14 protein-coding genes and 1 pseudogene are annotated in these 16,173 nt (G+C 32.9%); all 15 read right to left on the reverse strand.

What is annotated here, in order from left to right; genetic code table 11:
- Positions 1–60 precede the first annotated feature (60 nt).
- The gene (locus tag LGK97_RS15660; RefSeq protein WP_226260687.1) at positions 61–957 is read right to left on the reverse strand and encodes a reverse transcriptase domain-containing protein; all 897 of its coding nucleotides are present in this window, start codon (positions 955–957) and stop codon (positions 61–63) included.
- A 933-nt stretch (positions 958–1,890) separates the two neighbouring features.
- Positions 1,891–2,490: an HD domain-containing protein gene (locus tag LGK97_RS15665; RefSeq protein WP_226260688.1), complete on the reverse strand. Its 600-nt coding sequence runs from the start codon at positions 2,488–2,490 to the stop codon at positions 1,891–1,893.
- A 316-nt stretch (positions 2,491–2,806) separates the two neighbouring features.
- Positions 2,807–4,675 (reverse strand): group II intron reverse transcriptase/maturase, encoded by a 1,869-nt coding sequence (gene ltrA / locus LGK97_RS15670; protein ID WP_226260689.1) that lies wholly within the window; start codon positions 4,673–4,675, stop codon positions 2,807–2,809.
- 266 nt (positions 4,676–4,941) lie between these two features.
- A complete protein-coding gene (locus LGK97_RS15675) occupies positions 4,942–5,082 on the reverse strand; it encodes a hypothetical protein (protein WP_226260690.1) in 141 nt (46 codons plus the stop codon).
- Positions 5,083–5,614: 532 nt separating this feature from the next.
- Positions 5,615–5,929 carry a DUF3795 domain-containing protein gene (locus tag LGK97_RS15680; protein ID WP_226260691.1) on the reverse strand — a complete coding sequence of 105 codons (315 nt, stop codon included), beginning with the start codon at positions 5,927–5,929 and terminating at the stop codon, positions 5,615–5,617.
- A gap of 700 nt (positions 5,930–6,629) precedes the next feature.
- A pseudogene (locus tag LGK97_RS15685) lies at positions 6,630–7,128 on the reverse strand (transposase); the annotation flags it as partial.
- 152 nt (positions 7,129–7,280) lie between these two features.
- Entirely contained in the window at positions 7,281–8,333 is a 1,053-nt protein-coding gene (locus LGK97_RS15690; protein WP_226260693.1) for a tyrosine-type recombinase/integrase, read from the reverse strand.
- Positions 8,333–9,298 carry a tyrosine-type recombinase/integrase gene (locus LGK97_RS15695; protein ID WP_226260694.1) on the reverse strand — a complete coding sequence of 322 codons (966 nt, stop codon included), beginning with the start codon at positions 9,296–9,298 and terminating at the stop codon, positions 8,333–8,335. Before LGK97_RS15695 ends, LGK97_RS15690 begins: the two co-directional genes overlap by 1 nt.
- The gene (locus LGK97_RS15700) at positions 9,295–10,536 is read right to left on the reverse strand and encodes a site-specific integrase (RefSeq protein ID WP_226260695.1); all 1,242 of its coding nucleotides are present in this window, start codon (positions 10,534–10,536) and stop codon (positions 9,295–9,297) included. Before LGK97_RS15700 ends, LGK97_RS15695 begins: the two co-directional genes overlap by 4 nt.
- Before the next feature lie 64 nt (positions 10,537–10,600).
- Complete coding sequence (locus tag LGK97_RS15705; RefSeq protein WP_226260696.1) at positions 10,601–11,137, reverse strand: transposase zinc-binding domain-containing protein; 537 nt, start codon at positions 11,135–11,137, stop codon at positions 10,601–10,603.
- On the reverse strand, positions 11,130–11,978 hold the full coding sequence (locus LGK97_RS15710) for a tyrosine-type recombinase/integrase (RefSeq protein WP_226260697.1): 849 nt from the start codon (positions 11,976–11,978) through the stop codon (positions 11,130–11,132). Before LGK97_RS15710 ends, LGK97_RS15705 begins: the two co-directional genes overlap by 8 nt.
- Before the next feature lie 403 nt (positions 11,979–12,381).
- Positions 12,382–12,852, reverse strand: a complete 471-nt coding sequence (locus tag LGK97_RS15715; RefSeq protein ID WP_226260698.1) for a GNAT family N-acetyltransferase — start codon at positions 12,850–12,852, stop codon at positions 12,382–12,384.
- 122 nt (positions 12,853–12,974) lie between these two features.
- Positions 12,975–13,829 (reverse strand): alpha/beta hydrolase, encoded by an 855-nt coding sequence (locus tag LGK97_RS15720; RefSeq protein ID WP_226260699.1) that lies wholly within the window; start codon positions 13,827–13,829, stop codon positions 12,975–12,977.
- Positions 13,830–14,320: 491 nt separating this feature from the next.
- Positions 14,321–14,830 carry a 2'-5' RNA ligase family protein gene (locus LGK97_RS15725; RefSeq protein ID WP_226260700.1) on the reverse strand — a complete coding sequence of 170 codons (510 nt, stop codon included), beginning with the start codon at positions 14,828–14,830 and terminating at the stop codon, positions 14,321–14,323.
- Between the two features lie 528 nt (positions 14,831–15,358).
- On the reverse strand, positions 15,359–15,949 hold the full coding sequence (locus LGK97_RS15730) for a hypothetical protein (protein WP_226260701.1): 591 nt from the start codon (positions 15,947–15,949) through the stop codon (positions 15,359–15,361).
- Between the last annotated feature and the right edge of the window lie 224 nt (positions 15,950–16,173).

The following is a 16,173-nucleotide window of genomic DNA, read 5'->3' on the forward strand; positions in this document are numbered from 1 at the left end:
TCTCCACCTGCATGGCGATTTCGGAGGGCCTTCCTCCATCATCTGTATAGCACAGCTATATTAAGCCACTCTTACGAGTTGCTTACCACGCTTTCGTGGCGCACAGTCGTCTGCGTATCTCACAAGATATTTAGGTTTTACACCATGTTGAGATAATCTTCTTCTATCGTTCGTTATACATTTACATTTTTGTACAGGAGTTTGATACATTCTTCCCACAGTCCAGTCAAAGCTGTTTAGATAACAATTAGCAAGCAACGGTGAGATAGTGGAACCTTGCGCAGTTCCATCTTTTGTAATACTATGCAATTCGTTATCTATATATCCAACCTTCAGCATTTCCTTTATTATTGATAATACACGCTTATCTCTAATTCCCATTTTCCAAAGCTTCTTTAATAGTAGCCTGTGGTTTATGGTGTCAAAATAAGCTTTTATATCACCTTCAATGGCGTATATAGGCGTATTATTTTTATTACAGTTAATTAGGTTGATTATATCTTTAATTGCATGTTTTGTTGCCCTATATGGCCTGAATCCGTAAGAATTCGGATAAAATCTAGCTTCCATCATAGGTTCTAGCACTATTCTCAGACATTCTTGTATGATTCTATCAAAAATAGTAGGAATACCTAAAGGGCGCATTTTACCATTTGATTTTTCTATGTAGACTCGCTTAACTGGTTTTGGTCTATATTTTTTAACAGAGTTTTTAATAAGCTTTATTAGAGAATCCTTGTCCATTTGCAAGTATTTGTCCATCTTGAGTTGGTCAATTCCTGCTGTTTGTGAACCTTTATTAGCTTTTATATTGTGTATTGCTGTAATTATAGTAACTTCATTAAATGCAACTTCTATAATACCGTAAAAACTGTGTCCCTTTTGACTATTTAAATAGATATAGTCTAATTTATTCTTGAGTTCCTTTTCTGATGTGAATTTGCCGTTTAAGTGCATAGGACACCTCCTATGGTTCGTTAGCCAATATTTCAGGCACTATCAAATTCACGTTTAAAGTTGTTATCATTCGTTTGTCTGCCACCCTTTGCCACGTAATAGGCTCTCCCTATCTCTGACTACTATGATGGCGCTGACTTCCTTCATACTTCATAACTCTGCATAGCTCCATATGAAGGCTCTCCCACGTTCCCTTCTATCTATCCTTTTACTGGAACCCTTAGGTAGTTACTTTACACCGGAAAACCCTAACACTTTTGAACTATAGTTATTTAGTGTTTACTCAGATTATTTCAAATCTGAGGGGATATATGCAAAACGTAGGCATATACTCCGTCTTCAACTTTTCTTGCTTTCGCAAGGCAACATAACGATGCGTAGACCATAACTTCACTTTCATTTACCATAGGTTCTGGATGCCCGCTCTATCTATGAATCATGCCTATTTGCATAGGTTTAGATTTTCAAGCTACGCCTTCATCCCGCTCTCACACCCTTTATATTTACAGATATAAAACGCATGGGGAAGTATTAGCACTCGTGCCATCTCATGCTTTAGTATGCATTAATTATCACCTACGGTGCTACGATGTTAGTTCTGCACGGCAGAGGAGTTTCACCTCTGAATTTGATAGAAGAGTTTTACAAAAATATTCTTTGTAAGCTCATTTCATTTGGATTACTAATCCAAACTTGTTGCGCAACATGGCGCACACGTTTCTTGTTGCTGACGTTCCAAAACCTTAGATAGCTCCTATCTTAGGTTTTGGAATGTGCCTTGGCGATTGCTAAACCGTTAACCTATACATAGATCATAAACCATAAATTTACACATAGCTATATAAAGAGAGCCCACCAGACAAGGCGGACAGCAACATTTTGTTAGTTGAAGTGGCATATTTACACTACACTATATTCGTTAATTAAACCTTTTCATTCTTTCTGCCTAAAAAATTCAAAAGCTTCTCTTGAATGTGAATGATATAACTTTAAATTTTCACTGTTATTATTTAAGTCAGATAAGTAATATAATATTGCATTTTCCTTCGAATACTTCAATGCTTGTCTAATATCATTAGCTAATTCTTTATACCCATCCTCATTCCAACTCATTTTATCGGCTAAAAACACTTCTATTTCCGTCATACTGGGATTTTTTCTTGAAGTTGAATGATACCTGATTGCATTTAATACCATTTCATCTTTTATTTTAAATACTTTTTCAGCTATGAAACATGATATTTTCTGATGCAAAATTGATGGAAGTTCTTTCTCTTCATTAGAAATATCAATGCTATTTTCATCACAAAATTCAATTATGTTATCACTACTAACAACCCTTCCTAAATCGTGGCAGTAGCATGCAATTTCACTCCCTGGCTCAATACCTCCAAATTGATTCTTCATTTTAAACAATTCATTAATTACATCTAATGTGTGTTCAAATGTATCTTTCCTGTCATATTTAAAAAAGTAGTCTTGTATATCTTTTTTTAGGTCATCTGTTATTTGAAAATCCAAGTAGTTTTTCATGGGTTCATCCCCTATATCAAATATTTTCATTAAAAGATAATATATTTATTGTCTGATTATACTCATTATGTTTATTTTATAGTATTCTATAAATATTTATTAATAAAAAAACTTAAATCGTAACTAACACTTTTATTAATATGCCATTTCAACTATAGGCATAGGTAAGGATTTGAAGTCATCTCCGCCTTTTCCCCGCCTCAAAACTGGACATGCGACTTTCACCGCATCCAGCTTGCCAACAAATAAACTTACTTACCTCTTTGGGCTTTCAACACTTAGCTACCTCACGATAGATTTGTGCATGAAATAAATTTTATATTAGCTTAGCTTTATACCTTTCAATTTTCTTGATTTTACTAGTATTATAGCCTAACGGCAGTTCATTTCCATGTATGTATTTATCGCAACTTTTGCACAACCATGCTAGATTTGGCACTTTATTTATTTTATTTAGTAATAAACCTCCATCAATTCTATGACAGTGCCTATTGTTTGAGTTTAAATAACATCCACATATTTTACATTTACCTTTATCCCTATTATAAGCATATTCCCTATTCATAAAATACTCAAAATTATTTAGCTTTTCATCTTTAAGATGTACTAATGCTTCTACATCGTAAAGTGGTGGTCTATCCATTGGAAGTTTCTTCTTCATTTTGTATTTCTGCAAATATAGGTTCCTTCCTTCTTGTGAATATGGTGTAGTCTTTTGATTGAAACAATATTGTTCCCATTGGCTATGTGTAAGAAATGCTTTTGTTATTCCAATATACATTCCTTCATGTTTAATTGCATAGGTTTTTGATTTATAACCTTTGTGCCTTTGAGGTCTATTTGTTAATTTATCCAAAGGTACTTTATATTGATTATAGTTTCTGTTATACTTTTTCTTGAAAACTGCATTAGCACATTTAAATATTTTATCATCAATGTAGCTAAATGCCTTACTGCATATTGCAGTTCTATGATATTGAGTTACCCCTGTAATCATAGAGTTTACCTTCTCAATATGCGTAGCTTGTTCTCGGGTGGTTTTCATAATTCTAAGTTTTCTAATTTCTTTATTTATTAGTTTAACCTTAGCTTTTATTTTGCTCATATCTGGATAGGGTTTGCCTACTATATTTTGAGGATTAGGGTTTTGTGGAGTTTTTCTTGGTAATTCAGCTTTTATGAGAAAACCTAGAAACCTTGCTGGTTTAACCGTTAGGTTTGTTATTAGTGTTTTCTCATTAGAGAGTTCTAGCTTTAGTTTATGCTTAAAATACTTGTTTAAGTATTTTAAAAGCCTAGCGGCTTCTTGCTCTTTGGTTGTTAATATAATCCAATCGTCACAATAGCGGATAAGAAATTTAGGTAGTACACCTCTGTTTTTCATCCTTCTTCTGTCGGATTCTAAATATTTACAAGTTTGCTTAGGATAGTGATACATTTTACCTAACATCCAGTCAAAGGAATTGAGATATATATTTGCCAACAATGGCGAGATAATTCCGCCTTGGATGGTTCCAGTATCAGTATTATGGTGTATTTCGCTTTCAATATATCCTGCGGTAAGCATTTCTTTAATTATTGCAATAATTCTTTTATCATGGACTCCAATTCTCCAAAGTTTCTTTAGGAGAATTTTGTGATTAATATTATCGAAATAACCTTGAATGTCACCTTCAATCGCATATATGGGTTTATTTTTCTTGCTTCCATTAATAAGAGTAGTTATATCCTTAACAGCATGTTTTGTTGCTCGATATGGTCTAAATCCATAACTATTAGGATAAAATTTGGCTTCTGCTATAGGCTCCAAGACTATTCTTATACACTCTTGGATTATCCTATCAAGTATTGTAGGAATTCCTAGTGGGCGCATTTTTCCATTTTGCTTTTGTATATATTTTCTTCTTGCTGGCTTCGCCTTGTATTGATTTACTGATTTTCTCACTATCTGAATTAGAGTGTCTTTATCTATTTGTAAATATGAATCAATCACTACTTTATCGACACCTGCGGTTTTAGAACCTTTATTGGATTTTATATTATGAATTGCGGTAATAATAGTTACTTCATTAAAAGCAACTTCTATAATTCCATGGAATGATTTACCTTCAGAACTTTTAAGATATATAAAATCAAGTTTATCTTTAAGTTCAGCTTCGCTCTTGAAGTTGTGTTTTAAATGCATAGGATTACCTAAGGTACACTACTTATATTTCAAAGACTCTAAACTTCAACGAAAATTTATTTCATATTTATCTGTCTGGTACCCTTCGCCATGTGCTTAGCTTTCCTAAACTCGGACTACTATGATACCTCTGACTTCGCATAAGATTCATCATTCTGTCAAACTCCAATTATGCGCTCTCCCGTGTTCCATCCTGCTTATCCTTTTATGTAAAGGTTAGGTGCCTGCTATACTCCGAGAAAACCTAGACATCTTTTGAGTTACAGTTATAAGATATCTTCTAAAGTTATTTCAAACCAAAGAGTATATGTTAAAACGTTAGTAACATATACAGTTCTTCTAAAATTCCAGCTTTCACTGGCAGTGCGTAACGAAGCTTCAACCACAGATTCAGTTTCCTTCACCATACCTTACAGACATCCGCTCCATATAGACCATGCCCGAAGGGTTAGGTCATCAGGCTACGACTTCATCCCGCTTAGTACCAACTACAATGACAGTTGTAGAAGCACAGGGAAGTATTAATGTTCATACTATCTATCTTTTAGTATAGGCTAAGATATTAACTCTGTATGTCAGAGGGATTTCACCTCTGAACTCAGCAGGATAGTTCAGCTAAAATTAGCTGGCGCGTTTGTCTGAGTTACTAGCTCAGAACTTATGGCGCAACGCGGCGCACAACGTTTTGCACTCAAGACGTCCATGAACCTAGCCAGACTTGGCTTGGTGAATGGATGTGCTTTGGCAGTTTTTTTAATGCCAAAGCGAACTTGAGTGCCTTGTTATATGAAGTTCCCTGCCCCGCGAAGCCAAAGCCATCATGGACGAAGGCTCCTCAAATCCACCCTTTTTACGGTTGCAATCCGTATGTTAATAGATTATATACAGTATATATAATCTGTCTTCTCTTATGAGTCGTTTGTGATACTTAATGAATTTCTATTTGTCTTCTGATTTCAAAGTTCTTAATTCTAAATACTCCTCTTTGCCACTTGCCCAATTCTTCAAATTTAATAATCTCTCTCCATTGTCCTCGTGTCCTGGTGTATTATAAGCAGCCACTAATACTTCACATGGCAGATCAGAACAATGTCCACAATGATGAATTCCTTTTTCAATTGAACATTTTGCAACTGAACAATCTCCCCAAAATGGCTTACCATTACATTTTTGACAACCAGGGCAGTTTGTTTTTTCTCTCCATTCACAAACTCCACAGTATGTTCCACACCTACCAATCATATGTTTGTCCAAATTAATTACCCCCCTATTGATTTAAAAATCTATTTTAGCAATCATCATAATATATAACAATAATGAAAATAGTCCCTCAAAGCCCTGCTTGCAAAATCCTCGCAGGACGCGAGGCCTGATGCAGGGAATTTCATATAACTCTTAGGAGTGTTTCTGAAGTTGAGTGAATTATAATCTAGCCCCTTATTAGCCAAGGAGCTGATTTAAAAATTATAATTCTCAATTTCAGAAACACTTTAGTTGAACGATGCCGCGTTAGCACTACACTATGGAATTTCAATCCATATCTTTTCCCCCTAAATAAAGAAAATAATTTTAATTTATAACTATTATGCATAAATAAACTAACAAAAAATCAATAAATATAAAACTATTTACTATATTTTAGCATAACGGCCTTTATATTAACAGTTATTCTTAAAAAAGGACCCACTTATCCCTTGAATACTAATAATTAAAAAAAATTAAGCGATAGTTGCTTTTTTATTCGGTGGAGAACCCGAATGTGGAAATATAGTTTCCTTTAGTACCATATGTCCGTTTCTACAGCAAGGACATATTCTAGCATCAACTTGACTAATCCTTAGAAGTAGTTCCTCCCAAGTTTCTTTAACTTTAGACTTTAGCTTATTTTGAGTAGGCACTCCAAGAAGTTTTTTACACTTTTCTAACTTAGTTTTCCTATTTCTATTGCTTAAAATTCCGTAGTGTCGTATTTTAACAAAGCCATTAGGTAGAATATGAAATAAAAACCTTCTAATAAATTCAAAAGCATCTAATGTCATTAATTTAGGATTATTATTATCTTTATAGTCTCGCCACTTAAATGTAACTTTGCCATCTTTTAAATCAGTTATTCTACTGTTTGATATTGCTACTTTATGAGTATAATTTCCCAGATACTCTAGCACATGTTCAGGACTTTTAAATGGAGGTTTGCTATAAACTACCCATTCTGTTTTATAAAGTTTATCTATAAGTATTTTAAATTCCTGTCTACTTCCTAAGATGCTAATTTGGCCACTAAAATTTAGTTTATTAGAATAGTATGATTTTTTTAGGTAGTCTAACAACTTCCCTCTAAATACTCGGGAAAGAACTTTAACGTGAATAAAAAAGTCCTCCCTACATGATATCCACTTAGAAGAATCTAATGATAAACCACCTCCGGTGACTATACAATGAACATGAGGGTGATCCATTAAATTCTGTCCCCAGGTATTATTCCGATGTCGGAATAATACTTGTTATTCCTACTTATTTATTATTCCGATTTTAATCCATTGAAAAGTTAAAAGTATCAAAATATAGTTAACTATGAGTTTTCTTTATATATAAAATCGGAATAATATTATCTTAATCCGTAGAGCTTTCTGATGAGATCTTCACTATTTTCGTTTTTCCAACATGGTTTTTCTTCTATTCCCATAAGGGGATTCATTTTATCCGTTGCTTTTTTTATTGCATCCCGTTTCATTTCTGTATCGGCATAAGCATAGATCTGGGTAGTTTCCAGTTGTGCATGACCCAGCCATTCTGCCAACAGAGGTAGTGGCATTCCAGCCCTGTAAAGATGAAGGGCGCGCGAGTGTCGCCACATATGTGGATATACATTATCTGGGACTTCATTGCATTCAAGCTTTGCTTTACGGCTATAGATGTCCATGAATCTTGCTACGTTGTCGTCAGACATCTGTTGAATTATTCTATGCCTTACTGTATAGAACAGATATTGGTCAGGATTATTCTCTAGATGATAGGTTTTCACATATTTCTTAAAATGCTCGACGGTTTTCGGCATGAGGGGTAAGATTCTCTGTTTATTGCCTTTACCTGTTACATGAACACATGGAGTTTTTGATTCAACATCAAAATCTCTAAGGTGAAGATCTAATATCTCACGGTCTCTTATACCTGTATCATACATGAGAATCATGAAGAACTGATCCCGAATGCCTTTATCTGTGCTAATATCCGGTTGTTTTAGTATTGCCTTTACTGCTTTTTCGGACATGTATTTTACTACCATATTCTTGTGATCACCGTTTTTGAGTGGAACTTTTAAGATTTCATTTCTATAAGCCATAAGGGTGAAATCCATTGTACTAGCATATTTATAGAATGAACGTATACACGCTAATCTTTGATTTCTTGTGGATACGCTGCAATGGCGTTCGTTTTCAATCCAATCAAGAAAGCAGAAAAGAATTTGACTATTGATTTTTGAGAATGATATATCAGCCATACGAATGCCTTTAACCTTTGTGATGTAATCGAAAAGGAGATTTAAAGTTTCTTTGTATGATTTAATAGTGTTGGTACTTGTATGTTTCTGAATGGGCATATATATTTTCAAAAAGTCATGAATCAACCGGAATAATCCTTCATCATTGAGTTTTTTCATCACAGCTGCACCTCCGGTATTAAATTTGAGAAGCGGTTCCAATCTATTGCTTTTGAATGGATAAGCCTTTCAGGAATCAGGTGAATATAATAAGAAGTTTGTGAAAAGTCATAGTGTCCCATATATGTGCTCAGATAAGGTAATACGGTATATAAATCCCGCCCTTCCTCGAGCCATTTCATAAATCTTCTTGTAGCATAATTATGACGGAGATCGTATACTCGTATTTTTTTGTTCCCATGGGGGCAAATTATCCCTGCATTTGTACAGCATCTCTTAAAATGATCTATTAATGACTGCTTGCCGATAATTGAACCTTTTGAATTAGTAAAGAAGTATTCCCGATTAATAAATATTGATTTAATTGTTTCTTCATATTTATTACACAGCAGTAGCATGTCTTTCGACATGATTACAATACGGTCTTTATATGACTTGCTTTCACGTATATAGATCCTCCCAGTTGATAGATTAACATCTGTGCATTTAATATTTCTTACTTCACCTGGTCTTAATCCGCAGGTATAAATTAATCGATAAATAACTGGTACAACATAATGATTGTATTGAGCATTTTTACTCCAAGGAAAGATGTCGGTGGCATTGAAAAATGCTTTTAATTCATAATCCGTAAATATATATGGCTCGAACCTTTGGGTTTTACTTAGGAATTCAGAAGGATATATATACGCGTCGATACCAACAGTATTTAAATATTTTCCCAATTCACGAATAGCAATCATTCTTCTTCTAAATCCATTGGGTTGTTCCCGAGGGTGTAACTGCGACCATTTCAACACTAGTTCCTTTGTTAGACTAGCTTCTTGAGGGTAATATTCGAAGCAAAATTTGTCAATCATTCTGAAGTATGGTTCATAAGTAACTCTGGAATATCCTAAAGACTCCTTGTATTTTATCATGGCTTCCATAGATGCTGCTAATCCGCTTTTAAATAATGTATTCATGAATATATCCCTCTCTCAATAGGGATGAATTCAAATCCGAGTGCACATTCAGAGAGTTTTCTCTCGCTCATTGAAAGATAAGGCTTGGCTGAATTCATAGATTTATGTCCAAGCACCTGTGAAATAGCTGAAAGCGGAATATCAGATTCTAGCATCCATGTTGCAATTGACCTACGTAAAGCATGAAAACTTTTCCCATCATATGCTTTATGGATAATGTTTGCCATTCTCATATATTTTTCAATAATAATACCTACAGAACGGTTGTTACCTAGTTTTGTATATGGAGAAAATATTCTTAAAAAAATATATTCTGATTCTGATTCAGGTCTCGCGTTTAATATGTAATCAGCTATTGCATTACCTGTATTAGATTCCAGTGGAAGAGATAAGTACCCACCCGTCTTTTTCTGGGTAATGTTGATTTTGTCATTTATCCAATCAATATTTTTAAACTTTAAATTTGCAATATCAATAGCTCTTAGCCCAGTATGTGATGCTAGATACATTATAGCGTAATCCCGTTTGCCAATTAGTGACTTTCTGTCTGCCTCATTCATAATTCTCAGGACTTCATCTTGTGTAAAACATGGTGCTACATGTTTTCTGGGAGCCGCTGGTTTTTGTAATGGAGCAGTTAAATTTTTATTTGTCACAATGCCACTACTAATAAGAAAATCAATAAAAATACGCAATGCATGAACGGTATGTCCCATGTCTCCTTTATTAAATGGATAGATAAATGATAGATATTCTGTCAAATCGCTTGAGGCTAACAATGAAAAATTTTCTTGACCCCTGTTCCCAAGAAAATTCATAAATCTTTGAATTTTTGAACCCACATGTCTCTTGGTTTCCGTGCTTCGGTACAAAGTACTTAAGAATATATCTGCACAGTTTTGAAAATATGAATTTACCTTAAACTTAGGTCCTGACCCATAGTATTGCCACTTAAATGTACCAGCCTGATAGACTTCAATAAGTATTTTGACGGATCTAATCAGTACCGTATAGTAACAACTTCCTATTAGTTTACACTTTAGCCGATTCTCTTGATATTTTTGATAACATTCCAATAAATCCATACTAAACAAGGTTTCACCATGCTCAGCATAATATTTTTGAATATGTCTAAAGTGACGATTGTTGGATCTTATTAAATTAGATTTACTATTACCTAAATCTTTCATTAAATCTAATGCCTGTTGGATTATTTCATCTAATGTTACTTGTCCCATATTAACTCCTCCTATTTTATCTTATTGTAAGTTTTTCCATAAGCTAAAATAGTTAGTCAATATATTATTCCGATATATTTAACCAAACCAGGTTCCATTTGTTTATACATGATGATTTCAAGCAACTCAGAATAAAAATCGGAATAATAAATAAGTAGGAATAACAGGTATGGAGCAAAGATATAAAGCCTATTTCTGCACCTAGATGTTTATAATCTCTTGAAAGTTCAATAAGAGTTTCTGAACTTGCTCTAAACAATATAGAATATAGAAGTTTTTTATTTTGAAGTACTAACGCATTAAGTTCACTAGGAATAGTGAAAACTATGTGGAAATATTGAATTGGCATTAAATCCTTCATTCTGGCCTCCAACCATCGTTCTTTAGAGAGGCTTTGGCACTTTGGACAGTGCCTATTTCTACAAGAATTATAGGATATCTTTATATGTCTACATTTATCACATACTTCAATATGTCCTCCTAGTTTTGAAGTTCGGCAATCTTCAATTGCACTCATAACTTTTAAATGCTGCAGCGGAAGTTTATATTTATTTCTGTAGGCTTCACCATATTCTTTAAAGATATTCGCAACTTCAATCATTGTTATTATCTCCGAAGGTATCTAGTGGGCTTTTAAAGTTTAAGGCATCCGTTCTTGCTAAATGAATATAAATACATGTAGTTTTGACACTAGTATGTCCCAAAAGAAGTTGAATATAATTAATATCAACTCCTGACTCAAGCATATGTGTAGCGAAGCTGTGACGTAGGGTATGAATTGAGGCAGTCTTTTTTATTCCTGCTTTCTGTTTTGATTGTTCAAATACTCTTTCCATTGTCCGGGTGCTTAAGTGATTTTCTGGATTGACACTTGGAAATAACCAAATCCCAGGTCTATATAATTTCCAATATTCCCTTAACATCATTAAGTTAATCTTAGACAAAATTGTATACCTATCCTTATTCCCCTTTGCTAATCGAATATGGATTTGCATATTTTCACTATCAATATCACTTGGTTTAAGATTTGCTACTTCACTAACTCTGAGGCCTGCACCATAAACTGTCATTAAAATAGCTTTGTGTTTTATATTAGTTGTTGCATCAAATAATTTCTTAACTTCGGCTTTTGACATTACCGTAGGTAGTTTTTTATCTCTTTTCACTCTAGGAATTTGTTTCATTTCCCACTCTCTGCCGAGAGTAATGGTATAGAAAAATTTCAAAGCACTATATGTAGTATTAATATAAGACTTACTTAATTTTCTTTCCATAATTAGATAGTGTAGATATTGTTTAATTTCATTCATTCCAAGGTTATCTGGGGATTGTCCAAAATGTTTTGCATAAGCTTTAACATGAGATATATAAGTCTTTTGTGTTTTCTCACTAAATCCTTTCAACTGTAAATCCATAGTCATATTGTCTTTTAATATAGACATAAAATCACTCCTCCATATGTTTTATTTAGCATTATTGCCAAAACATATAAAAGAGTTACAAAACATTATATTAATTTTACTTTTATCTGAATTTTGAGTTTATCTAATACCTTGCCACCGCTAGAGCGGTTTAGTTCAACGTTTCGTGTTGCCAACATTTCTGAACCTTAGCGCGACGCGCTTGGTGAAGGAATGTGCCTTGGCGATGAGTTCAAGAGTGTTATGATTTAAAAGATATACATTAATACTAAACCGGCCCCATTAAAAGTAATATCCAGCCAAGGCGAATGGCAACATTTTGTTATGTGATGTTTCAGGTCTTGTATTCTATATATAGCTTGCAATTCCACTAATCCACACATGAAGCAGTAGATGAGAATTGTGAATTAGGCAATTTATGTATTTATATAACTTTTTTCATTCTAATAAATTCAAATTCACCACCATTTGTTTTTTGCATGTATTTATCTATATATTGAAACCCTAGCTTCTCATATGCTTTTATTGCTCGTTTATTAAATGAAGCAACAGCCAGCATAATACAGTTCTGTTTATAATTAAACTTTTCCACTCCAAAGTTAATACCTGCAATCACAAATTCAGGTCCAATTCTTCTTCCTGTTAACGCAGGTTTGAGACCCAACCCTATACTCATAATTCCACATTCAAAGAATAATGAATAAAAACCAACTAATTCACTTTTATCATCTAATACTGCGAAATATCGGTTTGTCCAACTGTCCTCATTAAGAAACTCCATTAAATCATCCTCATCAGCTGTCATGTCATAAAATGAGTAAACTCCGTTATACTTCCAATGATATGCGATCTCATTTGCATACTCTTTATTCATAGGTACAAATTTATAATTCAATGTTCACCCCGCCTACTTAGCAATTAAGCTATATTAATATTTTAACTTTATCTTTGAAATTTATGAAAAATGTGAAGCGGCTGACTCAAGATAATGTGCATTTATCACTCAAACGTTCTCCATTATAGTAGTGTCTTTAAATACTCAATTACTATATCGGGTCTATCTAAATAAATCTCGTGGTCACTATTTTCAGCAATTATTAAATTTCCTTTGCATGAGATCTTTGATAACTCTACTTGTAGTTTACGCCACTCATTTTCATATAAAATTGCTTCCACCTCTGGAATATTGTATTTCACCCATCCTTTTTCAGCTACCGTATTATCTCTTGCTAATACTATAAGTGGAATATTAGGAAATTCAGGAGTACTCTTAATTTCGTTACTATCTATATCCCAATTTTGAAATTCTTCTGCAATAATTTTATGAAGTGTGGAACTTGTGAAAAATTCTTCTACAGATTTCATATCTACATCACTTATACGATTTTCATAAGCTGAAATTATATTTTTATTCTGCAGCTTTAATTCTTCTTTTGATTTCTTCGAAGAATTAACATTACTCTCTACCATTCTATCTATTGTAATGAGAGAGTTCATCACAGGTGTATCAAGCATATATAGTTGTTTGAAATTAAAGGAGGTAGAGTCAATTAGTATTACACCTTTCAATTTATAAGGATACATTCTTGCATACTGCTGTACGCATAATCCACCAAATGAATGTCCCATTAAAATGAATTTATCTTTTATCTCAATCTTTTCCACGAGGTGATTTAGTTCTTCTGCAATGTTTTTTGTAGTTCGAGAAGTGTTTGGGGCTTGGCTTTTTCCATAACCAAGTCTATGATATAAGACAATAGTAAAGTCTTCTCTTAGCTCTTGTACAATAGAATACCAATCATAAAATGAGCTTCCTATCCCTGTTTCTATAACAAGCACAGTTTTACCCTTACCAAAAATTTTGTATTCCAAATCTAATTCCTTCATAACTATCAGCCTTTCCTAATCAAATTTTTTAATATATAATCAACTTTCGCTTTATTCTAGCACTGTGAATTATCATTTATAATAGGCCGGCTAAAAATAACTAATTGTGTAATAGAATTCTAGATAGACCTGAAATGTCACATAACGTTTCATGTTGCCGACATTTCTGAACCTTAGCGCGACGCGATTGGTGAAGGAATGTGCTTTGGCGATGAGTTCAACAGTGCCATAATTTAAAAGATATATATGAATACTAAACTGGCCCAATTAAAAGTACTCACCAGCCAAGGCGAATGGCAACATTTTGTTATAGGTCGTTTAGCAACTAGACTTTGAGCAAGAGCTACCCTAGATATCCTGGAATATGATCTTTACTCCTTAACGATTGTTGCATAATATAAGAACATTGTTAATTATTCGCTAACTCCTAATAGAATAAATTCTATATTTTATCAAATTTATAAACATTATAAAATTTATTCTAAATCAAATATAAACTCAATTATTGAACTATCATCCAAATCAATATTTTCTACAAATATTTTATCAATTACTGTTTCATAAATTTCATTATGGCAACTTAATTCATCAACTGCATCATCAAATTCCTTCTGGTCAAATATCTTGCCAACAGTTAAATGAGGACAATATGTTACCTTTCTAAATATAAACTTTTCTAATAATCCACTATATAACTTATCATGTAATTCAATAATATTATCATTACCCTTCTTTACATTAAGAAATAAATATCCATCTCTATAATCACCTGTAATGTTATTAAGCATGATGTTGAATTTTTTTATGCCTTTCAATGACTTAGTGAAGTGCTCTTTTAATTCATTTATTGTCAAATCACTTTCAAATGGGAAAACGATTGAAATATGCGGACCAATGTAATTTGCAAGTGGGTCGTATTTTTTTCTTATATCATTAATAGTATCAATGTTATTAAATTTCGGAAATAAAATTACTGCCCTTTTCAATTAAATCACCCCTTTGTAATCCGTAGAATTCTGTAATTATTCATCTTTTATTTTTTTCTATGCAATAAAATAAATATTTCATTGAGTTTACAAGTTAAGTCAAGAATACTATTAAAAGTTCATAAGAATAAAAGGGAAAATAAATCGTAATTCATAATGTTCTACAACTGTGTCTTAAAAAATAAATCCCAATAACCTATGAGCAATCATTTTTTTGTTCTAAATGACCTATAACGTTTCAGGTTGCCGACATTTCTGAACCTTAGCGCGACGCGCTTAGTGAAAGAATGTGCCTTGGCGATGAGTTGAAGAGTGTTATGATTTAAAAGATATACATGAATACTGAACTGGACCCATTAAAAGTACTCACCAGCCAAGGCGAATGGCAACATTTTGTTATGTGATGTTTCAGATCTTGCACCTCTATGGTGCCTGCGATTTTCACTACCCTATTATTATTTACTTCGATGTAAAAGAATATTGTGCAACATCATTAATAACCAATAAGTCCATTAAATTAACAATCTATTATTTAATTATATCTGCCCTGTATCCAAGATGAGAGTGCGGCAGATACCAGATATCATAATGTTTATCTTTTAATATTCTTCCATATTTATGTCTAAATTCAATTTCAATTATATCGTTGGTGTCCAAATCTTCAGCTATAATATATTGGGTATGGTGGTCGCCTTTTGAAGAAGCTTTAACAGACTCTATAACTTCTACAGATGCCTTTACGTAATCCTTATTAATTATATTTGGTAAATCTATAGACAAAGTATAGATTTGTTCAAAAAATATAGTGCTCATTCCTATGATGGCTATTGAACAAATTAAATCGAATACTATAGTTTTAGTTGATTTTAAATTTTTTTCCTTCCTTTTATTTTTAAATCTTTTATTTATAGAATCCTTAATTGGATTATTATTTTGTTTTCTTCTTTTCCTTAAAATTACGACATCATTTTTAATAATAATTAGAGCTGTTATTAAAAAACCGAATCCAGCTATTAAATTATATATATAATTTCCCCAAAAGAAAACATAATAATCAACTAGGAACAATAAGGGTACTAGAGAAACTAATAATATAAAAGCAGCATAAAATATCCACATAAAATACCATCCTTACTTTTTTAATTTTAACTATCATTTATACTATTTGTGACGTCTTATTTTACCATTGTGAATTATATTTTGTATTTGAATATCTGAAAATCACTAGCTGTGTAAGAAAATTTCAGTTAGACCTGAAATATCACATAACGTGTCTTACTACAGACACCGAGAAGCTTAGAGAGCTCTTCTCTTAGCTTCGCAGGTGTGCTTTGCAGTCTTCT

Origin of the sequence: Clostridium sp. CS001 (genome assembly GCF_020443565.1) — a bacterium.
In the GTDB taxonomy this organism is placed as follows: Bacteria; Bacillota; Clostridia; order Clostridiales; family Clostridiaceae; genus Clostridium_AD.